Here is a 26116-nt window from a genome sequence, read left to right on the forward strand (position 1 = left end):
CGCGCTTGAGGCGGGGCGTGGCGCACCCTACCTTCACCACATGACCGACGCGCCCAGCAAGCCCAGCCTCGAAGGCGTGATCGCCGCCGCCAAACAGGCGCCGGGCCGCGGCCTGCCGCCCGTGCACCTGTGGAACCCCACCCACTGCGGCGACATCGACATCGTCATCAAGAAGGACGGGCTGTGGTTCCACGAGGGCACGCCCATCGGCCGCGAGGCCCTGGTGCGGCTGTTCTCCACCGTCCTGCGCAAGGATCCCGACGGCTTCCACCTGGTGACCCCGGTGGAGAAGATGAGGATCACCGTCGAGGACGCCCCCTTCATCGCCGTGCGCGTGGACAAGGTGGGCGACACCCTGAAATTCCTCACCAATGTCGGCGACGAGGTCGAGGCCGGGCCGGAGAACGAGATCCGCGTGGAGATGGACCCCGCCACCGGCGAGCCGCGCCCCTATCTGCACGTCCGCCGCGGCCTGGAGGCCCTGATCGCCCGCCCGGTGTTCTACGAGCTGGTGGAGCTGTCCGAGGAGCGGCAGACGCCGGAGGGGCCCCGCCTGGGGGTCGCCTCCAACGGGGCCTGGTTCCCGGTCGGCCCGGCGGGGGCCCATCGTCTGTGAGTCCGCACCGCGCGACCGCCGAGACCCGCGACTGGATCGTCCGCCACCTCGACCCCCTGGAGGAGCGCGAGCCCGTGGCCGGCGCCACCGGCTCGGACTTCGACCTCTCGGGCCCCTACGGGACGCCCCACGCCGACCTCACCCCGGCCTCGGTGCTGGTGGCCCTGATCGAGCGGGAGAGCTCCTATTCGGTGCTGCTGACCCGGCGCTCCGACACCCTGCGCCGCCACACCGGCCAGATCGCCCTGCCGGGGGGACGCCGCGATCCCGGCGAGACCCCCTGGGGCACGGCCCTGCGCGAGGCGCACGAGGAGGTGGGGCTGCACCCCGACTTCGTGACCCTGGCGGGACTGTCCTCGCCCTATGTCACCGGCACCGGCTACCTGATCACCCCGGTGGTGGGCTTCGTGCGCCACGGATTCACGCTCGAGCCCAATCCCGACGAGGTGGCCGACATCTTCGAGACCCCCTTCGGCTTCCTCATGGACCCGGCCAATCACGAGGAACATGAGCGTGAGGCGCCGACCGGGGAAAAGCGTAGGTTCTACGCCATGACCCACGACGACCGTTTCATCTGGGGAGCCACGGCCGGCGTCCTGCGGGCGCTGTACGAGCGGCTCTACGGCGCGGCCGTTGCTTGAGGTCGTCGCCACGCGGGCCCTGCTGGTGGCGCTGCCCTTCGGTCTCTGGTTCCTCTGGCGGGAGGTCGCGCGGCGCTCGGGCCGGGAGATGGGCTCCACCCCCTGGGCCTGGCTGTTCGCCGCCGGGGCGATGCTGTTGGGGCTTTCTCTGATGGCCACGGCGGTGTTCCATGGCGATAATCGCGGCGAGGTCTATGTGCCCGCCGAAGTGTTGCAGGACGGGCGCGTGACGCCCGGCCATTTTGAAAAGAGAGCGCCCAAGACACCATGACCGAAAGTATCGGCCAAAGGCCCTGGATGAAGACCCCCGGGGCCGTCGCGGTGATGGATGCGCTGGAGGCGCGGGGCTTCTCCGGCTGCGCCCGCTATGTGGGGGGCTGCGTGCGCAACGCCCTGCTGAACCGGCCGGTCGAGGACATCGACATCGCCACCACCCTGACGCCGGACCAGGTCACCGAGGCCCTGAACGAGGCCGGGATCAGGGCGGTGCCCACCGGGGTCGAGCACGGCACCATCACCGCCGTGGCCGACCACCAGCCCTTCGAGATCACCACCCTGCGGCGGGACGTCTCCACCGACGGCCGCCGTGCCGTGGTCGCCTTCACCCAGGACTGGGCCGAGGACGCCCAGCGCCGGGACTTCACCCTGAACGCGGTCTATGCCGACCGCGACGGGACGCTGTTTGATCCCACCGGCCGCGGGGTCGAGGACGGCAAGGCCGGGCGGATCGTCTTCGTGGGCGACGCCATGACCCGCATCCGCGAGGACTATCTGCGCATCCTGCGCTTCTTCCGGTTCCTGGCCTGGTACGGCAAGGGCGAGGCCGACGAGAAGGCGCTGGCCGCCTGCAAGGCCCTGAAGGAGACCCTGTCGGGGCGTCCGGCCGAGCGCACCGCCAAGGAGCTCACCAAGCTGCTGGCCGCCGAGGAGCCACGCCCGGCTCTGGCCCTGATGGCCAAGGCCGGGGTGCTGGGCGCCGTCCTGCCCTGCGCCACGGACCTGGCCGCCTTCAACATGCTGGTGGAGATCGAGACCGACCAGCTGTTCGAGAATGATCCCATCCTGCGCCTGGCCACCCTGATCCCGGAGGACCAGGTGGGCGCCGCCCAGATCGCCGAGCGCCTGCGCCTGTCCAACGAGGTCCGCGACCGCCTGGTGGCGGCCATGGGCAAGACCCCGCGCATCACCAGCTGGATGAGCCCCCGGGAGACCCGGCGGGCGGTGTACGCCATCGGCCTGCGGGCCTTCACCGACCGGGTGAAGCTGGCCTGGGCCAGGTCCGGCCGCACCGCGGCCACCCACCAGTGGCGGGGCCTGCTGGCTCTGGCCGAGAGCTGGTCGCCGCCGACCTTCCCGCTCACCGGCGACGACGTGATCCATTCCGGCGTGCCCAAGGGCCCGATGGTCGGCCAGGTGCTGCGCGAGGTGGAGGACTGGTGGGTCGACCACGACTTCCTCGACGACAAGTTCTCCGCCATCGAGAAGCTGAAGGCGGTGGCCCAGGGCATGGCCTATTGAGGCTGGGCATCCTGGAGACCGGCGCCCCGCCCCCCGGCGTCGACCAGTTCGGCGACTATCCCGCCATGTTCCGCGCCCTGCTGGGGCCGCGGACGCACGACTACACGACCTTCGACGTCCAGGCCGGCGAGCTGCCCGCCAGCGCCGAGGCCTGCGAGGCCTATATCGTCACCGGCTCCTCGGCCGGCGTCTATGATCCGCTGCCCTGGATCGCGCCCCTGTCGGACTTCCTGCGGGCGGCCCGGGGGACGCCGATGGTGGGGATCTGTTTCGGCCACCAGATCATGGCCCAGGCCTTCGGCGGCAAGGTGATCAAATCCCCCAAGGGCTGGGGGGTCGGCCTGCACCGCTACGAGGTCCAGGCGCCCCAGGCGTGGATGGACGCCCCGCGCCTGACCATCCCCGCCTCCCACCAGGACCAGGTGGTGCAGGCGCCGCCCGCCGCCACCGTGCTGGCCGGCAGCGCCTTCACGCCGCTGGGCATGCTGGCCTATGACGACCAGCCGGCCATCTCCCTGCAACTGCATCCGGAGTTCGAGCCCGCCTACGCCCGGGCCCTGATCGAGGCGCGGCGCGGGACCCGCTACACCGACGAGGAGGCCGACCGGGCGATCCTCTCCTTCGAACAGCCTGACGACCGCTCCCGCGTCGGCGGCTGGATCGCCCGCTTTCTGACTCAGGCAACGCTTCGCCGGTCCTGACGTTCTGGACTGCGGCGCGTCTCCCCCGCGCCGGCCCAGGAAGTCCCCCATGCGCCACGCCAGCGCCCTCGTTCTCGCCCTCGTCGGCGCGGCCGGTCTCGCCGCCGCCACCTTCGGCGCCCAGGCCCAGACCGCCCCCAGCCAGACCGCCGCCGCGGTCCTGGCGGAGATGGCGCAGCGGACCTCCCTCAAGCCCGCCGCCGCCTTCAACCGCATCGCCGACAAGAACGCCCGCTCCGTCGCCCTCTTCCAGGAGGCCGGCAAGGTGATCACCCACCCGCGCTGCGCCAACTGCCACCCGGTGGACCGCCCCGTGCAGGGCGACGACCGCCACCCCCACATGCCGGTGGTCTCCCGCGGCCCGGACGGGCACGGCGAGGGGCTGCACTGCGCCTCCTGCCACACCGCAAAGAACGTCTGGGTGGGCGGGACCCACATCGTCACCATCCCGGGCAATCCCAAGTGGGGGCTGGCTCCCGCCGAGATGGCCTGGCAGGGCAAGTCGCTGGGGGAGATCTGCGCCCAGCTCAAGGATCCGGCCCGCAACGGCGGCCGGACTCTGGCCCAGATCCAGGAGCACATGGCCCATGACGAGCTGGTGGCCTGGGGCTGGAACCCGGGCCTGGGCCGCACCGCCGCCCCCGGAACCCAGGCGCAGTTCGGCGAGCTGATCCAGGCCTGGATCGACACCGGCGCCAAGTGCCCGGCCCCGGGCGGCGTGAAGGTGCCCAGTCGCGACGTGAAGGCCGAGGCCGGGGCGATGAAGCCCGCCGTCTAGGCCAGATCCCGCACCATCCAGATCGTCCCCGGCGTCGGCTGCGCCTCGAAGCGGCGGAAGCCGTAGATATCGTAGAAGCGCTGGGCCCGGGTGTTGGCCTCGCTCACCCCCAGGTGGACGCCGGGCGCGCCGGCGGCCTTCGCGGCGCCCAGCCAGGTGTCGATAAGGCGCCGGCCCATGCCCTGGCCCTGCAGGTGGGGCAGCAGGTTGATGTGCAGGTGGGCGGGGTAGGGGGCCACCAGGCCGTCGGGGGCGATGGCCGGCCTGTGGAACAGGCGCTCCAGGTGCTGGTCGGGCGTCCGCTCGGCCCAGGGAACCCCTTGCGGATCGCGGTGAGCGGCCCGCAGCACCGGCCACCAGCGGGCCTCCAGCAGAGCCTCGAAGCCCCGGGTGTCGGCGGTTCCGACGATGTAGCCCGCCACCGCCCCGCCGTCCTCCACCACGAAGGCCAGATCCGGGGCCAGACGGCCATAGGGAGCGGCGTAGATGGCGCCCAGCAGGTGTTTGTCGCGATAGAGGCCGGTGGCGTCCTGGCCGCTGTCCCCGGTCCTCAGGCAGACCTCGTAGAGGCCGTCGAGGTCGCCTGGGGCGAAGGGGCGGATCTCGGCCATCAGGCGGCCCGCCTTTGCAGGTCGCGCAGGGGGCGGAAGCTGATCAGCCGGACGCCTGACGCGGCGATCTCGGCTTTCAGGGTCGGGTCGGTCAGGCAGGCCAGCTCGTCGATGCGGATCTGGGCCTCCTTGCGGTCATAGGCCCGCAGCTCGGGGCCGTCCTCCACCGGGTGCAGGTAGATCTCGGTCACGCCCGGCCGCGGCCTGGCCAGGGTGTCGGCGAACATCGCCCGCGCGTCATGGCCCCAAGGGCTGACGAAATAGTCGGGATAGAGGGCGCCGGCCGCGCTGGCCTGGGCGCGGCCCGGGAAGCCCAGCTGCCGCTCGGCGCCGGCGCCGAACATCCGCATCGGCAGGTCGTATTCGGCCGCCAGCTCCACGAAGAGGGCGAAATAGCGCGGGTCGATCTGCATCGTGCCCATGTGGGCGTCCAGGTGGGTGACGTCGACGCCCCAGGCCAGGGCCTGGTCGATCTGGGCCCGGCACTCGGCGGCGACGTCCCGCAGGTCCGCCTTCTCCCAGACCTCCGCCGTGGTGCGCGGCATGAAGCCCTGGTCGTCGCGCAGCGAGGCCGCCCCGGTCAGGGGTCGCCAGCGATAGCCGGGATATTCGCAGGTCAGGGTCAGGTGCACGCCGAGGTCGAAACCCCGGCACTGCTCCAGGCCGTCCAGGGCCCAGGGACAGGGGACCATCAGGGTGGCGCTGGTGGCCGGTCCCTCGCGCAGGACGCGCGCGATGGCCCGGTTGGCCGCCGCGCTGGAGCCCAGGTCGTCGCAGTTGACGATCAGCAGCCGCTCGTCCGCTCCGTACCCCAGGCGTTCGGCGAGGCTGGGCACGGGCGTCTCCGGGTCAGAGCCAGGCCACCAGGGGCGGCATGGAGGACAGGATGGTGTCGATATTGCCCCCGGCCTTGAGGCCGAACATCGTGCCGCGGTCGTAGAGCAGGTTGAACTCCACATAGCGGCCGCGGCGGACCAGCTGCTCCATCCGGTCCTGCTCGGTCCAGGGTTCGCTCATCCGGTGGCGCACGATCTTCGGATAGACCTCCAGGAAGGCCTCGCCCACGGCGCGGGTGAACGCGAAGTCCTTCTCGAAGTCACCGGAATTGTGCCGGTCGTAGAAGATGCCGCCGACCCCGCGGGTCTCCTTGCGGTGCGGCAGGTAGAAATATTCGTCGCACCAGGCCTTGTACTTGCCGTGCCACTCCGGATCGAAGGCGTCGCAGGCGTCCTTCATGGCGGTGTGGAAGAGGACCGCGTCGTCGGCCTCCTGGCTGCGCTGCTCGTCCACCATGGGGGTCAGGTCGGCCCCGCCGCCGAACCAGCTTTCAGCGGTCGAGAGGAAACGGGTGTTCATGTGGACGGTAGGCACCCGCGGCGAGCGCGGGTGGATGATCAGGCTGATGCTGGCCGAGACATAGGAGGGGTCCTTGTCGGCGCCGGGCATCTGGGCGGCCATCTCCGGCGAGAAGCGGCTCGTCGCCGCCGAGGTGTGGACCCCGGCCTTCTCGAACAGGCGGCCCTTGAAGTGACCGCCGATCCCGCCGCCGACGCCGGTCTCGCGAGTCCAGGGGCGCGCGTCGAATCGGCCGGGCTCCTCCGGATAGAGTTCGGGGGGGGCCTCCTCCTCCAGCTGCTCCAGTTCGGCGAAGATCCGCAATTGCAGGTCTTCGAACCATTCCTGGGCGCGGGCGCGGCGGTCTTGGATCTCGGGCGGCAGGCTCGTCATGCGGCTGGCTTAGGAAATTGACCGGTCTGGCGCAACGCCTCCGAAAGACCGATCGCCGCAGAGACGGTGACATTCAGCGACCGCATGCCGGGCATCAGCGGAATATAAACCCGCGCGTCGGCGCTCTCGTGAACGGCGTCGGGAACGCCCGCGCTTTCGCGTCCGAACAGCAGCACGTCGTCGGGCTGGAAGACGAAGTCGCCGAGGGGGCAAGCGCCCTTGGTTGTGAACAGAACGATCCTTCCGGGCTTATTTTGCGCAAATTCGGCCCATCCGGCGTGCCGCGTCACTTCGCCCGGCTCGCCGTAATCCAAGGCCGCGCGGCGGATCGCGCGGTCGGAAAGCGGGAAGCCACAGGGCTCTATGACGTGGACTCCGACCCCCAGACAGGCGCCGAGACGGAGGGCCGCTCCAAGGTTTTGCGGAATGTCCGGTTGAAAAAGCGCCAGCAGCATTCTAAGCGATCCAGCCTACGGGATTGGCCGGGGCTAGGCGCGAATCACGGGAGGGGGCGACCGCAATGCGCGATCGCTGTTCCTTCCGGCAATTCGACCTGCTCCAGCATAGGATTCCGAGAGGCCCTTACCAGAACGTCTGGCAGGGTCGAAGACGGGTCTCGGCGCAAAGCCGCGGCCGCAAACGAAGGGTAGCTTTAAGGTGGCCGACACCGTCGTGGGCGCAAATCCCGATCCTCATGCCTCGGGCGAAGACCCGAACCGGCGTGATTTCATTCACATCGCCGCGGCCGTCATGGCCGTGGGCGCGGTTGGGGCGTTGGCCTGGCCGTTCATCGACCAGATGAACCCGGCCGGCGACACCCTCGCCCTCGCCTCGGTGGAATTCGACCTGACAAAGGTCGAAGCCGGCCAGCAGGTCACCATCAAGTGGCGCGGCAAGCCGCTGTTCATCCGCAATCGGACCGGGGCGGAAATCGCCGCCGCCATCAAGGATGACCACGCCGACCTGCGCGATCCGCAGACCGACGAGGAACGCCACAAGCCGGGCAAGGCCCAGTGGCTGATCCTGGTGGGCACCTGCACCCACCTGGGTTGCGTGCCGACCTTCGGCGGCGGTGACTACGGCGGCTGGTTCTGCCCGTGCCACGGCTCGCACTACGACACCTCCGGTCGAATCCGGAAAGGTCCCGCGCCGAAGAACCTGGCGGTGCCGGACTACGCCTTCCTGTCGGACACCAAGGTCAAGGTGGGCTGAGGACGATGAGCGGACATTCAAACTACGAGCCGAAGACCGGCTTCGAGCGCTGGCTCGACACTCGCCTGCCGATCGTGCGCCTGGCGTACGACAGCGTGATCGACTTCCCGACGCCGAAGAACCTCAACTACTGGTGGACCTTCGGCGGCATCCTGGCGGTCTGCCTGGGCATCCAGATCGTGACCGGCATCGTGCTGGCCATGCACTACGTGCCGCACGTCGACTACGCCTTCAATTCCGTCGAGCGCATCATGCGCGACGTGAACTACGGCTGGCTGGTGCGCTACATGCACTCCAACGGGGCCTCGATGTTCTTCATCGCGGTCTACATCCACATGTTCCGCGGCCTCTACTACGGGTCCTACAAGGCCCCGCGCGAAGTGCTGTGGATCCTCGGCTGCGTGATCTACCTGCTGATGATGGCCACGGCCTTCATGGGCTACGTCCTGCCCTGGGGTCAGATGAGCTTCCACGGCGCGGTGGTGATCACCAACCTGTTCGGCGCCCTGCCGATCGTCGGCCCGTCCATCACCACCTGGCTGTGGGGCGGCTTCGCGGTGGATGACCCGACGCTGAACCGCTTCTTCTCGCTGCACTATCTGCTGCCGTTCATGATCGCCGGCGTGGTGATCCTGCACATCTGGGCGCTGCACGTGCCCGGCAACGGCAACCCCACCGGCGTGAACGTGAAGTCCAAGGAGGACACCGTTCCCTTCCACCCGTACTACACGGTGAAGGACGGCTTCGCGATTTCGATCTTCCTGCTGATGTTCGCGGCCTTCGTCTTCTTCATCCCCAACGCCCTCGGCGACGCGGTGAACTATGTTCCCGCCAACCCGCTGGTGACCCCGGCCCACATCGTTCCGGAATGGTACTTCCTGCCGTTCTACGCGATCCTGCGGGCGGTGCCGGACAAGCTGATGGGCGTGCTGATGATGTTCGGCGCCATCGCCATGCTGTTCGTCCTGCCCTGGCTCGACACCTCCAAGGTGCGCTCCATGCGCTACCGGCCGACGGCGAAGCTCTACTTCGGCATCTTCGTCCTGGCCTGCCTGGTGCTGGGCTTCTGCGGCGGGCGCCTGCCCGACGACCAGATCATCCCGAACCTGTCGACCTTCCAGCTCCTGGACGCCGACGTGAACTCGATGGTCTGGCTCTCCCGGGTCGCGGCGGCCTACTACTTCGCCTACTTCCTGATCGTGCTGCCGATCCTGGGCCTCACCGAGACCCCGCTGCCCCAGCCGGAGTCGATCTCCGCGCCGGTGCTGTCGCATCCCGCCAACGCGCCCGCCGGCGCCGCGGCTTCGCCTGAAAAGAGGGGTTGAGCCTCAGATGCTGCGCAAAGGTTTCATTCTCGCGGCGCTCGGGTTCGCTTTCGTCGCGGGTCCGTCGCTCGCGGCGACCGCCCCTGAAGAGCCCAAGGACGTCCACTGGAGCTTCGAGGGTCCGTTCGGCAAGTTCGACCAGGCCCAGGTCCAGCGGGGCTACAAGGTCTATCGGGAGGTCTGCTCGGCCTGCCACTCGATGAACCTGATGGCCTTCCGCAATCTCGGTCAGAAGAACGGTCCGTTCTATGACGAGAAGTACCCGAACCCGAACGACAACCCGACGGTCAAGGCGATCGCCAAGGACTACCAGGTCAACGACATCGACTCCGAGACCGGTGACGTCGTCCAGCGCCCGGGCACCTCGGCCGACAAGTTCCCCAACCCGTTCCCGAACGAGGCCGCCGCGCGCGCCTCGAACGGCGGCGCCTATCCGCCCGACCTCTCGGTGATGACCAAGGCCCGGGAAGAGGGACCGCAATACGTCTACTCGATCCTGACGGGCTATGTGGCCACCCCGGCCGGCCTCGAAGTCCCGGCGGGCAAGCACTACAACCCCTACATGGCGGGCGACCTGTCGGCCTTCTACAAGGGCAAGGGCCATGCGCCGAAGGGTGGCTTCATCGCCATGCCGCCGCCCCTGGAAGACGGCAAGGTCACCTTCGACGACGGCTCCAAGTCCACCGTGGACCAACAGGCCAAGGACGTCGTGGCCTTCCTGGCCTGGGCCTCGGAGCCCAAGCAGACCGAGCGCAAGCAGTTCGGCGTCGCGGCCATGATCTACCTGCTGGTGTTCGCGGGCCTGCTGTTCGTCAGCTACCGCCGCATCTGGCGCAACGTCGCCCACTAGGGGCGTCGTTCTCCAAGAGACGATCCGAGGGCCCCGGCGCAAGCCGGGGCCCTTTCTCGTATCAGGGCCGCCCCAGCAGCAGGCGGCCGCGGGCGAAGTCGAACCTCAGCCGCCACCGGGCCAGGACCGGCGCGCCCACCGCCCCAACCGCCCCCTCCACGTGCGGCTGCAGCCCCGCCGGCAGGGTCTCGAACAGCTCCCCGGCCAGGGACAGGGCCCGCAGGCGCGCCCGGAGCGGGCCATAGGGGGCCAGATCCTCCGCCTTGGCCCCTGGGACGCTCGCCAGGGCCGCGTCGAGGCGGACGGCGCTGTCCAGGCCCGTCGAGACCACAAAGCCGCCCACGGCCGTCCTGGGGCCGTCGGCCACGGCGGCGTCCACCACCGGCGCGCCGCCCGCCAGGCGCAGACGCTGGGACCTCGCGGCCCGGAACCGGGGCGCCTGGCCCGCGGGCCAGATCTCCACCCGGCAGGGGGCGAAGTCGACATCCACCACCTGGCCCGCCAGGACGTCGGCGCCGATCACCCCGGCGATGGGGGTGGGGAAGGCGTAGGTGCGGGCGTCGAGATCGGCCACGACGACGGGCCGGTCGGCCAGCCGCAGGCCCGCGACCCGGACCTCGGCGCGGAAGGCGGACGACAGGCCCTCCATCTGAGCGCGTGTCTCGTGGAGCTGGGTGACCGGGCTGCCGGTGTCGAGGATGTAGTCGCCGGCGATCCCGGCGATGCTGGCCGGGACCACGACGACGCCCTGCTCGTACCAGCAGGCCGCCGCTTGGGCGGGCGCCGGGGCGAGCCAGAGCGCGGCGAGGGCGAGCAGACGCTTCAACGGCGATTCCCGGGAGGGCAGGGGCCCTGCGACCATAGCCAAGCGTGGCGGCCTCGGCGATAAATGCGCGATGCCTGTCCCGACGCCCGTCCGCCTGCCCGCCGCGCGAGGCGCCTAGGATGGCCTTCACCAAGGCCTGGCGCGACTTCAAGCGCATGCAGGACGTGGCGGTGGCCGCCTCGGCCCTGATCTATGCCGGGGCGGTGGTCCACGCCTTCAGCGTCCTGCCGGGCGGGGTGGGGCTCATCGCCCGCCACGCCCTGATCTGGCCGGCCGGCGCGGCCCTGGCCAGCTTCGCCCTGCCGCTGCTGGTCCTGCCGCTGCGGCGGAGCCTCGCCCGCTATGTGTGGATGAGCTTCATGGCGGGCTTCGGCCAAACGGCGGTCTCGGTGCTCACCGGGGTCGGGCTGCTGATCGCCGCGGCCAGCTTCATCTACTGGCAGGTGGCCGCGGTGGCCGCGGGCGGCCGCTATCCCACCGCTGTCTTCGCGGGCTACGCCGCCGGGATCGGCATCCTGGCCGCCCAGTCGCGCCTGGGCCGCTGGCTGGAACGCGACCCCGAGGCCCGCAAGCGGATCGAGGCCTAGGCCCTACATCTCCCCGCGCCCGCCGCCGTTGTTCATGAACAGCTGCAGGGTGCGCAGGCGGGCCAGCCGGGCGGCGTCGGGGTGGTAGTCGGCGCGCCGGTCGGAGACGAAGCCGTGGCCGGCGTCATAGACGTGGACGGGCAGGTCGGGGTGCTTCTCCCGGATCTCCTCGACCTTCTCCATCGGGATGGAGGCGTCGTGGCGGCCGAAATGCAGGATGGTGGGGACCTTCGGCGTCTCGTTCACCAGCTCGCTGATGCGGCGGCCATAGAAGGCCGAGGCCGCCGAGATCCCGGTGCAGCGGCAGGCCGCCAGCCAGGTCGCCGCCCCGCCCCAGCAGAAGCCGGTGACGAAGACGGCGGGCGCCAGCGCGTCGATGGCCGCCTGGAGGTCGCCGGCCACCTGGTCCCACGGGGTCTCGGTGGAGTACTGCACCCCCTTGGCGATGGCCTCCTGGCTATAGTCGGCCTCGAAGCCCGGCTCGATGCGGTCGTAGAAGCTGGGCGCGATCACCTCGTAGCCGTCCTCGGCGAACCCGTCCGCCAGCTCGCGGATGTGGTCGGTGACCCCGAAGATCTCCTGGATCAGCACCAGTCCGCCCCGCCGCGCGTCGGAAACCGGCGCGTGATAGGCGGCCAGCTCGAAGCCGTCGAACCGGCTGGTCAGGCGGATGGTCTCGCCCACGGCCTCAGGCGCCCGCGAAGAGGTCGAGGGTGCGCTGGCGGGCGAGGTCGGCGCTGGCCTGGTTCAGCCGCTCGGGGTCCTCGTTGTTGAAGCCGTGGCCGGCGTCCTCGTAGATGTAGACCGCCACGCCGGGATTGTGCGCCTGGACGGCGGCCTTGACCTCGTCGGCGGGGATGCCGGCGTCCTTGCGGCCCAGATGGATGATGACCGGGCACTTCGGCGTCTTGTCGGCGTTGGCCTGGACCAGGCTGCCATAATAGCTCGAGCCCGCCGCGAAGCCGTCCAGCTGGCAGGCGGCCAGCCAGGTCAGGGACCCGCCGTAGCAGTAGCCCACCACGAACACCTTGCCGGCGGGCGCCAGGGCCGCGCGGCAGGCCTCGACGTCGGATAGCGCCTGGTCCAGCGGGGTGGCGCGGGCATGGGTGACCCCCGCGGTCAGGCCGGCCGGATCGTGGCCGGCGGTGAAGCCCGGCTCGCGGCGGTCGTAGAGGGAGGGCGCTATGGCCTCGTAGCCCAGGTCGGCCCAGCGGTCGACGTCGCGGACGATGTGCTCGTCGATCCCGAAGATCTCCTGGATCACCACCACACCGCCCTTGCGCTCACCCTTGGGCGCGGCGCGATAGACCGCGAACTCGAAGCCGTCGGCCCCCTTCAGCTTGGAAAACTCACCCATGACGTCTCTCCCGATTTTGCCGACTGAGATAGGCCGGTGGGCGGGGATGTCCAGGGCGGTTGGCGCTGCGGCGCCGCGGCGCTAAGGATTCCCCACGCCATCGGTCACGGAGGTCGATCCGTTGAGCCCGCCCTCCCTGCGATCCTTTGGGCCGGAGATCTGGCTGTCGGCCGGGCCGGAGGCCCAGGTGATCGGCTTCCGCTATCCCACGCGGATGGCGGTGATCCGGTTGGGCGGCGGCGATCTCCTCGTCTGGTCGCCGGTGGCGCTCACCTCGGGCCTCAAGGCGGAGGTAGAGGCGCTGGGGCCGGTGCGCCATGTCGTGGCGTCCAACTCCCTGCACGACCTGTTCCTGGCCGAGTGGCGGCGGGCCTATCCGAAGGCCAGGTTCCACGCCGCGCCGGGTCTGCGGCAAGCGCGGCCGGACCTGGCTTTCGACGCCGATCTGGGCGACGCGCCGCCGTCGGAGTGGGTGGAAGACCTTGATCAGGTCATCGTGCGGGGCAATCGCATCACCCAGGAGGTGGTGTTCTTCCACCGGCCCAGCGGCACGGCCATCTTCACCGACCTGATCCAGCAGTTCCCGCCCGGCTGGTTCAAGGGCTGGCGGGCGATCGTCGCGCGGCTGGACCTGATGGTCGAGGCCGAGCCGCAGGTTCCGCGCAAGTTCCGCGTCGCCTTCATCGATCGCCCGGCCGCCCGGGTCGGGGTCCGGCGCATCCTCGAATGGCCGGCGGACAAGGTGCTGATGGCCCACGGCGCGCCGGTGGAGCACGACGGGCGGGCCTTCCTCGCCCGGGCTTTCGCCTGGCTGAAGGTTTGAGCCTCAGACGTTGAAGCGGAAGTTCAGCACGTCGCCGTCGCGGACGACGTATTCCTTGCCTTCCTGGCGGAATTTCCCGGCCTCGCGGGCCCCGGCTTCGCCCTTCAGGCCGACATAGTCCTCATAGGCGATGGTCTCGGCGCGGATGAAGCCCTTCTCGAAGTCGGTGTGGATCACCCCGGCCGCCTGCGGGGCGGTGTCGCCCTTGTGGATGGTCCAGGCGCGGGCCTCCTTGGGGCCGACCGTGAAATAGGTCTGCAGGCCCAGCAGGTGGTAGGCCTCGCGGATCAGCTTGTTCAGGCCAGGCTCGCTCAGGCCCAGGGTCTCCAGGAACTCGGCGCGTTCCCCGGCGTCCAGCATGGCGATCTCGCTCTCGATCTGGGCGGAGATGGCCACGTGGTCGGCGCCGTCGCGGGCGGCGCGCTCGGCCACCAGGCGGGACATCTCGTTGCCCTCGGCGGCGGAGGCCTCATCGACGTTGGAGACATAGAGGGCGGGCTTGGAGGTCAGCAGCTGCAGCATGCGCCAGGCCTTCTCGTCCTCGGCGGGCACCACGGCCTTGCGGGCCGGGCGGCCGGCGTTCAGTTCGGTCAGGGCCAGCTGCACCAGGCGCAGGGTGGTCGCGCTTTCCTTGTCGCCGGCCTTGGCCCGCTTCTCCAGGTTGCTGACCCGCTTCTCCAGGCTCTCCAGGTCGGCCAGCATCAGCTCGGTCTCGATGGTCTCCAGGTCGGAGAGCGGATCGACCTTGCCCTCCACGTGGGTGATGTCGTCGTCGATGAAGCAGCGGGCGACGAAGGCCACGGCGTCGCAGTCGCGGATATTGGCCAGGAACTGGTTGCCCAGGCCTTCGCCCTTCGAGGCGCCGCGCACCAGGCCGGCGATGTCCACGAAGTTGATCCGCGCGGGGATGATCTCCTTGGACGGAATGACGGCGGCCAGCGCCTCCAGGCGCGGCTCGGGCACCGCCACGTCGCCGGTGTTGGGCTCGATGGTGCAGAAGGGATAGTTCGCCGCCTGGGCCGACGCGGTCTGGGTCAGCGCGTTGAACAGGGTCGACTTGCCGACGTTGGGCAGGCCGACGATCGCGACTTTCAGGGCCATGGGGAGTCCGATTTCCTAAACGAGGGCGCGACCTAGCACGTCTGCCGGCGCCGCCCAACTCTGGTGACTAGTCGCCGCGGCTGCGGGCCTGGCGGGTGTCGCCCTTGTCGGCCGGGGCCAGGCGCAGGACCTCGGTCTGGTACTTGTCGTCCTCGCCGGCGGCCAGCAGGGGGGCGGCCTCGGCGACCGCCTTCAAGAGCTCGATGACCCAGCCGTGCTCCACCTTGTGGAAGTCCGACAGCACGTGGCCCTGGACCTTCTCGGGGTGCCCGGGATGGCCGACGCCCAGCCGGGCGCGGCGGAAGTCGGGTCCGATATGGGCGGTGACCGAGCGGACCCCGTTGTTGCCCGCCGCCCCGCCGCCGGTCTTCATCCGGAAGCGGCCGGGGGCCAGGTCGATCTCGTCATAGAACAGCACCACGTCGGCGGGGGTCGCCTTGTAGAACTTCATGGCCGCGGCCACCGAGCGGCCGCTCTCGTTGTAGAAGGTCTGGGGCTTGAGGATCAGGGCCTTGACCGGCCCGTCCGGCGTGTCGATCTCGCCCTCGCGGGCGAGGCCCGAGAACTTCGCGCGCTCGGGGCCGAACCGCCAGCGCTTGGCGATCTCGTCGACGGCGATGAAGCCGATGTTGTGGCGGTTCTTGGCGTATTGGGCGCCGGGATTGCCCTGGCCGGCGAGGATCAGCATGGGCCCTCTGCTCTAAGCTCCGGGCGGCGACGGCTCGCCGTCGCGACCGCCTCTCCGTGCGGGAGAGGCGGGTGGCCCCCCGAAGGGGGCCGTTCGACCTAGACGGTGGTGGTGGCCGCGGCGGCGGCGGCGTCGTCGACGGCGGCGTCAGCCGAGGCCGAGGCGGAGGAACCGGCCAGGGTGGCGACGACGAAGTCGCGGTCGGTGCCCGGCTTGACGCCTTCCGGCAGGGTGAAGGCCGACATGCGGATGGTGTCGCCGATTTCCAGACCGGTGAGGTCGAAGATCAGTTCTTCCGGGATGTGGTCGGCGGGGCAGGCCAGCTCGACGTCGTGGCGCACGATGTTGAGCGTGCCGCCCTTCTTGAGGCCCGGAGAGGCTTCGTGATTCTTGAAGTGCACCGGCACGTTGATCTTGATGAGCTGGTGCTCGTCGACGCGGTACAGGTCGAAGTGCACCGGCTCGTCGTTGACGGGGTGCATGTCGACGGCCTTGGCGATGACCGGCTGGGTCTCGTCGCCGTACTTCAGGGTCACCAGGTGGCCCAGGAGCTTGCCCGTGTGGAGCGCCTTGCGGAACTCGTTGGCCTTCACCGCGATGGCGACCGGGTCCTTGGCGCCGCCGTAAAGCACGCCGGGGACCATGCCCGCACGGCGGGTTTCACGCGCGCCACCCGTGCCCGTACGTTCGCGCACTTCAACATTCAGAATGATATCGGCCATGGCCTTGCCTCAAAACGAAACCGCCGCGCGAAAGTCCCGCGCGGCGACGGACGACCCTCCCGGGGTCGAAAGGTGGGCGTAAATACACAAATCGCCCGCCCGTGGCAACGGGCGGGACGAGATGATTTAGCGCTTCTTGGTGGCGGCCTTGGTCGGGGTCTTCACCGGGGTCACCTTGTAGCCGGTGTCGCCGTCGGCGACCTTGATCTGCGGAATGAACCTCGCCTCGTAGGGTTCGGTGTTCCCCGAGGCCTTAATCACGCAGCGGCCGGTGTCCATCATGATGTGCTGGCCCAGGCAGAAGACGTCCTCGTAGTGCGGCTTGGAGACCGCCAGGCACTGGTAGAGGTTCAGCTTGGCCATGTTCATGCAGAAGGCGACGTTGGGCTCGGCCATCACCGCCATCAGGGTGTCGACATTGGCGTCGCCGCCTTCGCCCAGGGCGGCGAGCGCGGCCACGGCCATGCCGCGGATCACGATGGGGCTGTAGGGCGGGGTGGCCGGTTCGGCGGTGAGGCCCAGCGGCGCGGCGCCCAGGGCGGCTTGCTGCAGGCGCGCGGTCTCATTGAGGTCGCCGACGACCGGGGTCGCCGAGAGGGTCTTGGCCTGGGACAGGCGAAGCTCGCGGTTGACGACGTCGGACTTGGACCACTTCTGCTTCTGGATGTCGTAGGCCGACTGCTTGACCGCCTTGCCGGCGTCGTAGAGCTGCTGACCCTCGCCGCCCAGGGCGGCCTTCACCAGGCCCGCGGCGCTGGCCGAGCCCGAGATGGCCACGACATAGGCCGGATCCTTCAGGATGGCGGCCACCACTTCGCGGCGCTGGTCGGCGTTGACGGCGTAGGTGCGGACGCCGGCCAGGAAGGCGGGGTCCTGCAGGGCGACGACGGCGGCATAGGCCGTGGCGCCGCGCTGGAGCTGCTTGGGCTCATAGGAGGCGCCGATCGTCACCGCCTTGGCGATGCTGTCGCCGTCGGCGAAGTCGGGCGTGATCGCGCTCACATGGCTCATGTAATAGTGGTAGGCGGCCGCCTGCTCGATGAGCTTGGGCGACAGGCTCACCACCGGCGGGGGCGGCGGGGGAGGCGGGGGCGCAGGCTGCGAACAGGCCGACAGCAGGGCCGCGAACGCCAAGGCGGCCAGCGTGCCGGTCACGCGAAGGACAGAGGTCATCCTGAAGCTTCCCCAGAAAATACAAGCACGCGAGACTAACACAGATGCGCGGGCGAGAATGTGACCGCTTATCCTTAACGGCCCTTAACCAAGCTTGGCCGTCTGGTGGAGACCTCCCAGCAAGTCCCGTGCCGCTCGGCCCCGCCGCCATCGTCCTTCGGCGATGTGTCGGCTAGGCTACAGTATATCGAGTATATATTTCGAGGTTCACCGACCAGATGATGCGATTTAGTTTATAGTGTAGCTAACTAATCGTTAAAGTTCGGTGGAACGCTCTCCATTCTTCTGCATTTCGGTCCCACAAGTTTGTAAAGCATAGCGGATACAACTCGCGTCAGAGTTTTATTTCCTTGCGTAGCAACAACTCAAGGAAAAATGCGATGAATAAGCTCTCGAACGTGATCTGTGTTGCTGTCCTTGGTCTCGCAGCCAGCGGTTGCGCCACCCACGAGGTCGCCAAGTTGGAGGCGCACACCACCCTGGCGGCCGCGCCCGACATCCTGCCCGCGTCGGCCTTCAGCTCGGCCCAGGCCTCCATGGCCTGGGGCGACCGTTGGACCGCCGCCAACCTGTTCGAACGCTCCGTGGAGGGGCGCGCCAACGCCTTGAACCGCTTCAATCTGGCGGCCGCCTATCAACGGACCGGCCGTCTCGAGGAGGCCGCCGCGAACTACCGGGTGGTGACGGAGATCGGAAAGTACCAGTGGGCCTCGTCGGTCCGCGACAACGCCCATCAGAAGGTCAATGTCCGACGCTTCAACCTGGCCGACGAGTCGGCCCGCCGGCTGGTTCGTCTCGACCGCCCCGTCTCCTACGCCGCCCTGGCGAACCCGGGCGCGCTGTCGGCGACGGACGTCGGTGTCCAGGCCTCGGCCACGGTCGGCGGCGCCTCCGGCCGTATTCCCGACCAACGGGCCATCGCCCTGGACGCCGCGGCCGAAGCCGGCCTCTAGGCTCAGGACCGCATCGTCAGTCGAACAGTTTCGACACCGACTCTTCGTTGGCGATGCGGCGGATGGCCTCGCCCAGCAGCTTGTCGCAGCTCACATAGCGCAGCTTCGACTTGTCGCTGGCGCGGTCGGGGGCGGCGATGGAGTCGGTCATCACCAGCTCCTTGAGGATCGAGGCGTTGACCCGGTCGATGGCCGCGCCCGACAGCACCCCGTGGGTGACATAGGCCGAGACCTCGGTGGCTCCGCCGTCCACCAGGGCCTGGGCGGCGTTGCACAGGGTGCCGCCGCCGTCGATGATGTCGTCGAACAGGATGCAGCGGCGGCCCGAGACATCACCGATGATGTTGGCCACCTCGCTCTTGCCCGGACCCGAGCGGCGCTTGTCGACGATGGCCAGCTCGGCGTTCAGGCGGCTGGCGACGGCCAGGGCCCGGACCACCCCGCCCACGTCGGGGGAGACGATCATCAGCTCGCTGGTCTTCTCGTAGTTTTCCTTGATGTCGGCGGCCAGCAGCGGCGCCGAGAGCAGGTTGTCGGTGGGGATGTCGAAGAAGCCCTGGATCTGGCCGGAGTGCAGATCCATCGTCAGCACACGGTCGGCGCCGGCCCGCTCGATCAGGTTGGAGACCAGCTTGGCGGAGATCGGCGTGCGGCCGCCGGTCTTCCGGTCCTGCCGGGCGTAGCCGAAATAGGGCATGACGGCGGTGATCCGCTTGGCCGAGGCGCGTTTCAGCGCGTCGATGCAGATCAGCAGCTCCATCAGGTTGTCGTTGGTGGGGTAGCTGGTGGACTGCAGCACGAAGACGTCCTCGCCGCGGACGTTCTCGTCGATGGTCACCCAGACCTCGTTGTCGGCGAACCGCTTCACCTGGGCCTTGGTCAGCGGCAGGTCGAGGTGGGAGGCCACGGCCTCGGCGAGCGCTCGATTGGAGTTGCCAGCCAGCAGCTTCATCAAAGTCCCCGCAATGTCTCGCCAGATGCGCGGGCTTGTAGCAGGCGGATCGCCAGCGGCAAGGCCCGGCGGCGATTCAATCGAGGCTTATGGCCGAGAGCAGGCGCCCGAAGTCGGATTCGCCACGTTTGAAGGCCCTGCGGTTGGAAAAGAACAGGTCCTCCTCGGCGCAGGTGTCGCGTCCCATCCACGCGGCGGTCCCCACCCCGGCGGCCCTGAGGCGCGAGACCACGAAGCCCGGCAGGTCGAACATCCGCTTCTCAGGCGACTCGCCGGGGGCGAAGAACCGGTGGTGGTCGGGGTCGGCGGCGAGGAACCGCTCCAGGAACTCCAGCCCCACCTCGTAGGAGGCCGGCCCGATGCAGGGCCCCACCACCGCCACGAGGCGCGACGGCTCGGCGCCCAGCCCCGCCATGGCGCTCACCGTGGCTTCGGCGATTCCCGTCAAGGCGCCCTTCCAGCCGGCGTGGGCGGCGGCCACCACGCGGGCCTGCGGGTCGGCGATCAGGATGGGCGCGCAGTCGGCGGCCAGCGCCCCGCACAGGATCCCGGCGGCGGCGGTGACCACCGCGTCCCCCTGCGGCCGCTCGTCCCCCCAGGGGCGGTCGGCCACCAGGGCCGTGGCCGAATGGATCTGGTAGCAGGTGGAGAGCGCCCCCACCGGCAGGCCCAGGTGGCCGGCCGCGCGGCGCCGGTTCTCCGCCACGTCGTCGGGCTCGTCGGAGGAGCCGCGCCCGACGTTCAGGCTCTCATAGATGCCCGTCGAGACCCCGCCCTGGCGGGTGAAGAAGCCGTGGCGGACGCCGGGCAGGTCGAGCAGCGGCGAGGTCAGCACCTTCATCTTCAGGTCTCGAATCCGGGCGGGACCAGGCCCGGGGTGTGGATGCAGGCGGCCTTGAACAGCTCCCCCATTTGATCGGGGGCGACCAGCCGCTCCAGCTGCCGCTCCAGGATCTGGCTGCGGTCGGGGCGGGCGCTGCTCAGGGCCTCGGCCCGCGCCCCGATCCCCAGCCGCACCAGGAACTCGCCCTGGGTCAGGATCGGCGCCGTGGCCGCGCCGGCCCGCGCGGCGGCGGCCAGCACCGCCGGGAAGTCGGCATGGACGGTGAGATCGGCCTCGCCCGGGCTGGCCAGGGGGTTCTCCTTCCGGTGCCGGCGCAGGGCCTGCAGGGTGTCGCCGAAACCGGGCGCGTCGCGGCCATAGTCGATCAGCAGGGCGGCCCCGCCGTCGGCGGCGATGCGGCCGCCGATCTCCGAGCCCAGGGCCTCCTGGGCCGGCGAGTGCTCCAACACCGCGCCCACCGGCGCCTCGGGCAGGGCGGCGCCCAGGGGAGCGGCGGCGAGGCCGAAGGCCAGGTCGCCGGCCTCGTCCAGTCCCACCATCCGCTCGGCCCAGCCCTTGGGCGCGCGGACGAACTGGCGCGGCGGCAGGCAGTCCAGAAGTTCGTTGGCGATCAGCAGCATCGGCGCGCCGGCGGGAACCTCGGAGAGGGACGCCGCCCACCGCACCCCGTCCCCCAGCAGCGCCTTCTGCCGGGCGATCAGGGGTTGCGAGGTCTCCACCAGCCAGACCTCGGCCGCGGCGCCGAAGGCCGGCGCCAGGCGCGCGGCCCGCAGCATGTCGTCCATCAGGGTGCCGTCGCCCGGGCCCATCTCCACCAGATGGACCGGCGAGGGGCGGCCCAGCCGTTCCCAGCAGGCCACCGCCCACAGGCCGATCAGCTCGCCGAACATCTGGCTCACCAGGGGGGCGGTGATGAAATCGCCCTCCGGTCCCAGGGCGGGCCGCGTGGCGTAATAGCCGTCCCGCGGATCGTGCAGGCAGGCGGTCATGTACTGGGCCACGCTCATCGGCCCGCTCTCGCGGACCTGGGCGATCAGCCGGTCACGCAGGCCCATCGGCTTCGATCTTGAACGGGTCCCGCTCCGGCGGCTCGCCCTCGACCACCTCCTCGACCTGCGCCTCCAGCCCGACCAGGGGCTCGGGTAGGGGCTCGCTCATGCCGCGCCAGATCAGCCAGGCGCCGCCCAGGATCATCGGGATCGACAGGATCATCCCCATGGTCAGGCCGAAGGGGAAGTCGGGCATGCCGACGTCCGGCTCGCGGACGTTCTCCAGCGCGATCCGGCAGATGGCGTAGCCGAGGAAGAAGATCCCCGCCACGACGCCGCGCCGGTTCAGCAGCTTGCCGCGATGGGTGGCGATCCGCAGGACGACGAACAGCAGCAGTCCCTCCAGCAGGGCCTCGTAGATCTGGCTGGGGTGCCGGGGCAGGATGCCGGCGCCCGGGAAGACCATGGCCCACGGCACGTCGGTGGGCCGCCCCCAGAGCTCGCCGTTGATGAAATTGGCGATGCGCCCGAAGAACAGGCCGATCGGTGCGGCGGCGGTGATCAGGTCGCCCAGGCGGAAGATGTCGACCTTGTTGACCCGCGCGAACAGCAGGGTCGCCACCAGCACCCCCAGGGTCCCGCCGTGGAAGCTCATCCCGCCCTTCCAGGTCTTGAACACCTCCAGCGGCGTCTCGACGATCATGGCCGGCGTGTAGAACAGGACATGGCCCAGGCGGCCGCCGACGATGATCCCCAGGGTGATCCACAGGATCAGGTCGTCGATCTGGGCGACGCTGGCCGGCGGTCCGCGCAGGGGCCAGAGCGTCTGGTTCTTCGCCAGGGCGGTGATGTAGCGCCAGCCGATCAGGATGCCGGCCACATAGGCCAGGGCGTACCAGCGGATGGCGAAGGGGCCGATTTGGATCAGGACGGGGTCGATGTCCGGGAAGGGCAAGGCCAGGGCGCTCCGAGAGGATGTCCTCGCGGTTTAGACGGAAACCCCGTGGCTTTCATCCCCTCCGATCCCATATAAGGAGGTATGCAGACCCAGAACCCCTTCCTCGACGAGATGGCCAAGCTGACCGGAGCCGCCATGGGCCTCGCCCAGAGCGCCGGCGAAGAGGCCAAGGCCGCGTTCCGAGCCCAGGCCGACCGCATCGTCGCCGAGCTCGACCTGATCCGCCGCGACGAGTTCGACGCCCTGAAGGCCGAGATCGCCGCCCTGCGCGCCGAGATCGCCACGCTGAAAGGCGCCGCCGCGCCGAAGAAGGCCGCCAAGAAGGCCTGATCCGCGGCAAATCGACCGGAACACACGAATGTGGCTCGCCCGCCGGAAGAAGCCGGTGACAGGGCGGCCGCGAACCAGATTAGTTTCAAGATCGCAGGCGATTCGGGGCGCGCTCGCTCCCTCCGGACGCCGTACGCGAAAGGACCACGGGTCTTATGGACACGCCTCAGTCTGACGAAGACGTCCTGCTCGCCCACGACCCGCTCGATGTCGTTGAGCATGTTCTGCAAGCCGAGAACCTCCAGTTCGATCGTACGGAAGAGGGCGACCTGGCCTTCACCCTGGCGGGCGACTGGAAGGACTACGAACTCTGGTTCGCCTGGCGGCCCGAGGCCGACTGCCTGCAGCTCTGCCTGTCGGTGGACATCCAGGTCCGCGCCGAACAGCGCGCGGCGGCCTTCGAGCTGGTCTCGACGGTCAACCAGCGCGTCTGGCTCGGCCACTTCGAGGTCTGGGACGACGGCGAGATCGTCTTCCGCCACGCCATGGCCCTGATGACCGGCGAACGCCCGACGCTCGCCCAGGCCGCGGCCATGATCGACGTGGCCATGGAAGGCGCCGACCGCTTCTACCCGGCCTTCGACTTCATGGCCCGGGGCGGCAAGTCGCCGGCCGAGGCCATCGCCGCCTGCATGTTCGACACCGTCGGCGAGGCCTAGGCCTCGTCGTAGGCCAGTCGGCCGTTGGTGATGCGCGGTCCGGCCGGGCCGTCCTCGATCGTCAGGTCGAAGCGCAGGCCGCGGCGGACGCGCTCCATCCATTTGAGCGTCTCGGCCTCGCGGTCGGCCAGGTCCATGCCCACCCGCAGGGCGTCGGCCATGTGCACCGTCTGGATGGTGGTCCGCGAACCGGCGAGGATCGGATCCAGGGCCAGGAACTTCCGCCACATGTGCAGGTCGGTCCAGATGTCGGGCGGGGCCGGCGCCCAGCCCACCGGCAGCCGCCGGTAGGTCGACATCCGGTAGCCGGCGTCGCTCGGCCCGAAGAAGTTGAACCGCTCGCGCCGCATGCGCTCGCGCACCGCCGGGTCCTCCAGCCGATAGACCGAGTGGGTCCAGGGGCGGTCGGGATAGACCTCGACGGCGGTCAGGGCGCCGAACTCCACGGTCTCCAGCAGGGCGGCCATCTCCCGCAGGTGATGGCGCAGCCACAGGTCGTCGTCGGCGATCTGGCAGACGAATTCCCCCCGCGCCCCCTGCAGCACCTCGTGCCGGTAGGCCTCCCCGAACCGCTCGCCCTTGGGGAAGACGCAGGCGGTGATGCGGGGATCGGCGGCGGCGAAGGCGCGCGCCGCCTCGGCGGTGGCGTCGGGCGCCCCGTCGCAGATGATGAACAGCTCCCAGTCGGTCTCCGACTGGCCCAGCACCGTCTCCACGGCGTAGGGCAGCAGGACCGGCGGGCGGTGGATCGGCAGCAGGATGGTGAAGCGGGGAGTCATCGCGCCGACAGCGCCGCCTCGCGCAGGGCCTGCAGGGCCGCGACCACCGCCGCTCCGGCCCGCGCGTCGGTGGGCGGCGGCGGGCCGCCCTTCAAATGCGCCACGAAGACCCGCAGCTCCTTGATCAGGGGCCACTCGGTGTCGATCGGCCGGCGCTCCACGGTCTCCGGATCGTGGCGCTCCCCAGGCGGCGCGGCGCCGCGCACCACCGCGATGTGGTCGGCCAGGGGATCGTCCAGCATGGCCAGGCCGTCGCCGAACATCACCCGCACCTTGCGCTCGGTCCCGGGCCAGGCGGCGCTGACCTCCAGGTGGCCGAAGGGCGCGTCCCCCAGGGTGGCCACGATCCCCTCCATCTGGTCGCCCCGCAGCACCGCGCGGGCGGCGGCCACCGGCGGCAGCTCCCCCAGGATGGCCTGCAGGATGGTCAGGTCGTGGACGGCCAGCTCCCAGACCGGGTCCGCCGCGGCGGCCGGCTTGCCCCATTGCAGCCGCCGGGTGAACACCCCCTGCACCGGCCCCAGCTCACCGCTCCGGGCCAGGGCCGCCAGGGCCTGGATCCCGCCGTGATAGGCCCACTTGTGCATGACGAAGAGCTGGCCGCCCAGGGTCCGCGCCAGGTCCAGGGCGGCGGTGGGGTCGGTGGTCAGCGGCTTCTCGCAGAAGATCGGCTTGCCGCGCGCCGCCAGGGCGGTGATCACCGCGGCGTGGGTCGGGGCGGGCGTGGCCACCACATAGCCGTCGAGGCTGGGGTCCAGGGCCTCGAGCCCCGCCACCACGGCGCGCGCCCCCTCGATGGGATAGGCGCTTCCCGACTCGGCGACATCGACCTCGCAGCCCAACATTCTCAGGTCGCGCAGGATGTTGCGGCCCCAGTAGCCGCAGCCCACCAGTCCGATCCTCACGGCGAGACGGCCTCGAACCGGGCGAGCAGGTCGCCAAAGCCGCCGGCCTCCCGGTCCCGCGCCGAGAGGATCGGGTCCACGGCCGGGAAGGCCAGGCCATGGTCGGGATCGTCCCAGCGGCAGGCCAGGTCGTCCCCGGCGTCCCAGCTGTGGCTCAGGCCATAGACCAGGGTCCCCTCGGCGAGGCAGTGGAAGCCGTGGGCGATCCCCGGCGGGATCAGCAGGGCGCCGCCGGTCAGGTCCAGCATGGCGGTCCGTCCGAAGCTCGCGCTCTCGCGGCGAAGATCCCGCAGACCGAAGACGAACCGCCCCGACAGCACCACCAGGTAGTCCGTGTGCCGGACGTGCAGGTGCACGCCCCTGAGGGAATTATTCGCGCAGTGGGAAACATTCCACTGCGAGAGCTGAAGATCGGCGTGCCACTCCTGCCGGTAGATTTCAGAGAGATCGCCGCGATCATCCGCATGATACTGGAGATCATGCAGAACAACACCCTCAGGTAGTGGTCCGCTTGCTGCGCAGGATTGAGGCGGGGGCGGAGGGTTGTTCATGCTGGCGAGGTTCTTTGTAACCTTGGAGCATGTCTTCGTAGCAACCGCCGCGCGACGCGCCTAGTGCTCAAATCCGACTCCTCGCCAAGCTGACTTGGCCCGCCTCATCGCCTAGGGTGCGCCCTCCCTGACGCCTGGAGCGCGATATGACCCCCATTCTGATCCTGGGCGCGGGCCGCATGGGCGGCGCCCTGATCCAGGGCTGGCGCAAGGCCGGCGCCTTTTCCCCCGCCGAGCTGATCCTGCGCGATCCGCATCCCACCGAGCTGGCGCAGGCGATCGCCCGCGACGGCGCGCGGCTCAATCCGCCGGACGCCGACCTGGCGCAGGCCCGGACGGTGCTGCTGTCGGTCAAGCCGCAGCTCTGGCGCGAGACCGCGGCCCAGGTGGCCGATCGGCTCCACCCCGACGCGGTGATCGTCTCGGTCGCCGCCGGGGTGCGCTCGGCCGACATCGCCGCCGCCTTCGGCCGCCAGGTGGCGCGGGTCATGCCCACCACCGCCGTGGCCATCGGCCAGGGGACCACCAGCATCTACGCCGCCCAGGCCCCGGCGCGCGCCCGGGCCCACGCCCTGTTCGGCCCGGTCGGGACGGTGGTCGATCTCGACGACGAGGAGCTGATGCACGCGGCCACCGCCGTCTCGGGCTCGGCGCCGGCCTATCTCTACGCCTTCATCGAGGCCCTGGAGGCCGGCGGCGCGGCGGCGGGCCTGCCGCCGGAGGCCGCCCAGCGCCTGGCCCGGTCCACCATCGCCGGCGCCGCGGCCCTTCTGGCGGAGAGCGGCGAGGAGCCGGCCGAGCTGCGCCGCCAGGTCACCTCGCCCGGCGGCACCACCCAGGCGGCCCTGGAGGTGCTGATGGGGGAGGGGGGCCTCACGCCCCTGCTGCGCGACGCCGTGGCCGCGGCCGTGCGGCGGTCGCGGGAACTCGGCGCCTAGG

At 70.0% G+C, this 26116-nt stretch carries 32 protein-coding genes and 1 pseudogene; 15 read left to right on the forward strand and 18 right to left on the reverse strand.

Annotated elements, in window-relative coordinates:
- Positions 1 to 40: 40 nt before the first annotated feature.
- From AC1RN5_RS14150 to AC1RN5_RS14175, 6 genes are read left to right on the forward strand one after another with little or no spacing between them, the layout of a single operon-like run.
- The gene (locus AC1RN5_RS14150; protein WP_493041788.1) at positions 41 to 616 is read left to right on the forward strand and encodes a DUF1285 domain-containing protein; all 576 of its coding nucleotides are present in this window, start codon (positions 41 to 43) and stop codon (positions 614 to 616) included.
- The gene (locus tag AC1RN5_RS14155) at positions 613 to 1257 is read left to right on the forward strand and encodes an NUDIX hydrolase (protein WP_493041789.1); all 645 of its coding nucleotides are present in this window, start codon (positions 613 to 615) and stop codon (positions 1255 to 1257) included. Before AC1RN5_RS14150 ends, AC1RN5_RS14155 begins: the two co-directional genes overlap by 4 nt.
- Positions 1250 to 1528, forward strand: coding sequence for a hypothetical protein (locus tag AC1RN5_RS14160; protein ID WP_493041790.1), 279 nt, complete (start codon positions 1250 to 1252; stop codon positions 1526 to 1528). Before AC1RN5_RS14155 ends, AC1RN5_RS14160 begins: the two co-directional genes overlap by 8 nt.
- Positions 1525 to 2775: a CCA tRNA nucleotidyltransferase gene (locus AC1RN5_RS14165; RefSeq protein WP_493041791.1), complete on the forward strand. Its 1251-nt coding sequence runs from the start codon at positions 1525 to 1527 to the stop codon at positions 2773 to 2775. Before AC1RN5_RS14160 ends, AC1RN5_RS14165 begins: the two co-directional genes overlap by 4 nt.
- Positions 2772 to 3476 carry a glutamine amidotransferase-related protein gene (locus tag AC1RN5_RS14170; RefSeq protein WP_493041792.1) on the forward strand — a complete coding sequence of 235 codons (705 nt, stop codon included), beginning with the start codon at positions 2772 to 2774 and terminating at the stop codon, positions 3474 to 3476. The genes AC1RN5_RS14165 and AC1RN5_RS14170 overlap by 4 nt, the downstream gene beginning before the upstream one ends.
- A 49-nt stretch (positions 3477 to 3525) precedes the next feature.
- Positions 3526 to 4254, forward strand: coding sequence for an Isoquinoline 1-oxidoreductase subunit (locus tag AC1RN5_RS14175; RefSeq protein WP_493041793.1), 729 nt, complete (start codon positions 3526 to 3528; stop codon positions 4252 to 4254).
- On the opposite strand, the gene AC1RN5_RS14180 is transcribed toward AC1RN5_RS14175, so the two are convergent.
- From AC1RN5_RS14180 to AC1RN5_RS14195, 4 genes are read right to left on the reverse strand one after another with little or no spacing between them, the layout of a single operon-like run.
- A complete protein-coding gene (locus tag AC1RN5_RS14180) occupies positions 4251 to 4865 on the reverse strand; it encodes a GNAT family N-acetyltransferase (protein WP_493041794.1) in 615 nt (204 codons plus the stop codon). The two genes, AC1RN5_RS14175 and AC1RN5_RS14180, sit on opposite strands and share 4 nt — an antisense overlap.
- The gene (locus AC1RN5_RS14185; protein ID WP_493041795.1) at positions 4865 to 5701 is read right to left on the reverse strand and encodes a polysaccharide deacetylase family protein; all 837 of its coding nucleotides are present in this window, start codon (positions 5699 to 5701) and stop codon (positions 4865 to 4867) included. Before AC1RN5_RS14185 ends, AC1RN5_RS14180 begins: the two co-directional genes overlap by 1 nt.
- A gap of 13 nt (positions 5702 to 5714) precedes the next feature.
- Positions 5715 to 6593 (reverse strand): oxygen-dependent coproporphyrinogen oxidase, encoded by an 879-nt coding sequence (hemF, locus tag AC1RN5_RS14190; protein WP_493041796.1) that lies wholly within the window; start codon positions 6591 to 6593, stop codon positions 5715 to 5717.
- Entirely contained in the window at positions 6590 to 7048 is a 459-nt protein-coding gene (locus tag AC1RN5_RS14195; protein ID WP_493041797.1) for a tRNA (cytidine(34)-2'-O)-methyltransferase, read from the reverse strand. Before AC1RN5_RS14195 ends, hemF begins: the two co-directional genes overlap by 4 nt.
- 202 nt (positions 7049 to 7250) lie before the next feature.
- Between AC1RN5_RS14195 and petA the strand changes: the two genes are divergently transcribed.
- The 3 genes from petA to AC1RN5_RS14210 are packed head-to-tail and all read left to right on the forward strand — an operon-like array spanning position 7251 to position 9980.
- Positions 7251 to 7805, forward strand: a complete 555-nt coding sequence (gene petA, locus AC1RN5_RS14200; protein WP_421934681.1) for a ubiquinol-cytochrome c reductase iron-sulfur subunit — start codon at positions 7251 to 7253, stop codon at positions 7803 to 7805.
- A gap of 5 nt (positions 7806 to 7810) precedes the next feature.
- The gene (locus tag AC1RN5_RS14205; protein ID WP_421934682.1) at positions 7811 to 9130 is read left to right on the forward strand and encodes a cytochrome b; all 1320 of its coding nucleotides are present in this window, start codon (positions 7811 to 7813) and stop codon (positions 9128 to 9130) included.
- Positions 9131 to 9137: 7 nt separating this feature from the next.
- Positions 9138 to 9980 (forward strand): cytochrome c1, encoded by an 843-nt coding sequence (locus AC1RN5_RS14210; RefSeq protein ID WP_493041798.1) that lies wholly within the window; start codon positions 9138 to 9140, stop codon positions 9978 to 9980.
- Between the two features lie 61 nt (positions 9981 to 10041).
- Here the strand turns inward: AC1RN5_RS14210 and AC1RN5_RS14215 are convergent, their stop codons facing one another.
- Positions 10042 to 10806 carry a pepsin/retropepsin-like aspartic protease family protein gene (locus tag AC1RN5_RS14215; RefSeq protein ID WP_493041799.1) on the reverse strand — a complete coding sequence of 255 codons (765 nt, stop codon included), beginning with the start codon at positions 10804 to 10806 and terminating at the stop codon, positions 10042 to 10044.
- A 119-nt stretch (positions 10807 to 10925) separates the two neighbouring features.
- Between AC1RN5_RS14215 and AC1RN5_RS14220 the strand changes: the two genes are divergently transcribed.
- Entirely contained in the window at positions 10926 to 11393 is a 468-nt protein-coding gene (locus AC1RN5_RS14220; RefSeq protein ID WP_493041800.1) for a hypothetical protein, read from the forward strand.
- 3 nt (positions 11394 to 11396) lie between these two features.
- Here AC1RN5_RS14220 and AC1RN5_RS14225 read toward each other — a convergent pair whose 3' ends face one another.
- Together AC1RN5_RS14225 and AC1RN5_RS14230 are read right to left on the reverse strand one after the other, a co-directional pair.
- Positions 11397 to 12077 carry a dienelactone hydrolase family protein gene (locus AC1RN5_RS14225; RefSeq protein ID WP_493041801.1) on the reverse strand — a complete coding sequence of 227 codons (681 nt, stop codon included), beginning with the start codon at positions 12075 to 12077 and terminating at the stop codon, positions 11397 to 11399.
- A gap of 4 nt (positions 12078 to 12081) precedes the next feature.
- A complete protein-coding gene (locus AC1RN5_RS14230; RefSeq protein ID WP_493041802.1) occupies positions 12082 to 12750 on the reverse strand; it encodes a dienelactone hydrolase family protein in 669 nt (222 codons plus the stop codon).
- Between the two features lie 121 nt (positions 12751 to 12871).
- On the opposite strand from AC1RN5_RS14230, the gene AC1RN5_RS14235 reads away from it, so the two are divergent.
- A complete protein-coding gene (locus tag AC1RN5_RS14235) occupies positions 12872 to 13573 on the forward strand; it encodes a DUF4336 domain-containing protein (protein WP_493041803.1) in 702 nt (233 codons plus the stop codon).
- Between the two features lie 3 nt (positions 13574 to 13576).
- Here AC1RN5_RS14235 and ychF read toward each other — a convergent pair whose 3' ends face one another.
- The 4 genes from ychF to AC1RN5_RS14255 form a co-directional block, all read right to left on the reverse strand.
- Positions 13577 to 14674: a redox-regulated ATPase YchF gene (gene ychF / locus AC1RN5_RS14240; RefSeq protein ID WP_493041804.1), complete on the reverse strand. Its 1098-nt coding sequence runs from the start codon at positions 14672 to 14674 to the stop codon at positions 13577 to 13579.
- A gap of 67 nt (positions 14675 to 14741) precedes the next feature.
- Entirely contained in the window at positions 14742 to 15362 is a 621-nt protein-coding gene (pth, locus tag AC1RN5_RS14245) for an aminoacyl-tRNA hydrolase (RefSeq protein WP_493041805.1), read from the reverse strand.
- Between the two features lie 98 nt (positions 15363 to 15460).
- Positions 15461 to 16084, reverse strand: coding sequence for a 50S ribosomal protein L25/general stress protein Ctc (locus AC1RN5_RS14250; RefSeq protein ID WP_493041806.1), 624 nt, complete (start codon positions 16082 to 16084; stop codon positions 15461 to 15463).
- Between the two features lie 126 nt (positions 16085 to 16210).
- Positions 16211 to 17257, reverse strand: a complete 1047-nt coding sequence (locus tag AC1RN5_RS14255) for a hypothetical protein (protein ID WP_493041807.1) — start codon at positions 17255 to 17257, stop codon at positions 16211 to 16213.
- A 380-nt stretch (positions 17258 to 17637) separates the two neighbouring features.
- Between AC1RN5_RS14255 and AC1RN5_RS14260 the strand changes: the two genes are divergently transcribed.
- On the forward strand, positions 17638 to 18210 hold the full coding sequence (locus tag AC1RN5_RS14260) for a hypothetical protein (protein WP_493041808.1): 573 nt from the start codon (positions 17638 to 17640) through the stop codon (positions 18208 to 18210).
- A 16-nt stretch (positions 18211 to 18226) separates the two neighbouring features.
- Here AC1RN5_RS14260 and AC1RN5_RS14265 read toward each other — a convergent pair whose 3' ends face one another.
- The 4 genes and pseudogenes from AC1RN5_RS14265 to lgt all read right to left on the reverse strand — a co-directional run.
- Positions 18227 to 19162: a ribose-phosphate pyrophosphokinase gene (locus tag AC1RN5_RS14265; protein ID WP_493041809.1), complete on the reverse strand. Its 936-nt coding sequence runs from the start codon at positions 19160 to 19162 to the stop codon at positions 18227 to 18229.
- 76 nt (positions 19163 to 19238) lie between these two features.
- Positions 19239 to 20003: a peptidoglycan editing factor PgeF gene (gene pgeF, locus AC1RN5_RS14270; protein WP_493041810.1), complete on the reverse strand. Its 765-nt coding sequence runs from the start codon at positions 20001 to 20003 to the stop codon at positions 19239 to 19241.
- Positions 20004 to 20005: 2 nt separating this feature from the next.
- On the reverse strand, positions 20006 to 21061 hold the full coding sequence (locus AC1RN5_RS14275) for a class I SAM-dependent methyltransferase (protein WP_493041811.1): 1056 nt from the start codon (positions 21059 to 21061) through the stop codon (positions 20006 to 20008).
- A 76-nt stretch (positions 21062 to 21137) separates the two neighbouring features.
- Positions 21138 to 21950, reverse strand: a pseudogene (lgt, locus tag AC1RN5_RS14280) (prolipoprotein diacylglyceryl transferase); the annotation flags it as partial.
- Between the two features lie 84 nt (positions 21951 to 22034).
- Between lgt and AC1RN5_RS14285 the strand changes: the two are divergent.
- Positions 22035 to 22283 carry an accessory factor UbiK family protein gene (locus tag AC1RN5_RS14285; protein ID WP_421934696.1) on the forward strand — a complete coding sequence of 83 codons (249 nt, stop codon included), beginning with the start codon at positions 22035 to 22037 and terminating at the stop codon, positions 22281 to 22283.
- Positions 22284 to 22438: 155 nt separating this feature from the next.
- A complete protein-coding gene (locus AC1RN5_RS14290; RefSeq protein WP_215341938.1) occupies positions 22439 to 22942 on the forward strand; it encodes a type III secretion system chaperone family protein in 504 nt (167 codons plus the stop codon).
- On the opposite strand, the gene AC1RN5_RS14295 is transcribed toward AC1RN5_RS14290, so the two are convergent.
- From AC1RN5_RS14295 to AC1RN5_RS14305, 3 genes are read right to left on the reverse strand one after another with little or no spacing between them, the layout of a single operon-like run.
- Positions 22939 to 23721 (reverse strand): glycosyltransferase family 2 protein, encoded by a 783-nt coding sequence (locus AC1RN5_RS14295; protein ID WP_493041813.1) that lies wholly within the window; start codon positions 23719 to 23721, stop codon positions 22939 to 22941. The genes AC1RN5_RS14290 and AC1RN5_RS14295 overlap by 4 nt on opposite strands.
- Positions 23718 to 24626: a Gfo/Idh/MocA family protein gene (locus AC1RN5_RS14300; protein WP_493041814.1), complete on the reverse strand. Its 909-nt coding sequence runs from the start codon at positions 24624 to 24626 to the stop codon at positions 23718 to 23720. Before AC1RN5_RS14300 ends, AC1RN5_RS14295 begins: the two co-directional genes overlap by 4 nt.
- Entirely contained in the window at positions 24623 to 25177 is a 555-nt protein-coding gene (locus AC1RN5_RS14305) for a dTDP-4-dehydrorhamnose 3,5-epimerase family protein (protein WP_493041815.1), read from the reverse strand. The genes AC1RN5_RS14300 and AC1RN5_RS14305 overlap by 4 nt, the downstream gene beginning before the upstream one ends.
- 146 nt (positions 25178 to 25323) lie before the next feature.
- On the opposite strand from AC1RN5_RS14305, the gene proC reads away from it, so the two are divergent.
- Positions 25324 to 26115 (forward strand): pyrroline-5-carboxylate reductase, encoded by a 792-nt coding sequence (proC, locus tag AC1RN5_RS14310; protein WP_493041816.1) that lies wholly within the window; start codon positions 25324 to 25326, stop codon positions 26113 to 26115.
- Position 26116: the final 1 nt, after the last annotated feature.

Source organism: Phenylobacterium sp. GW821-FHT12F10, assembly GCF_058806695.1.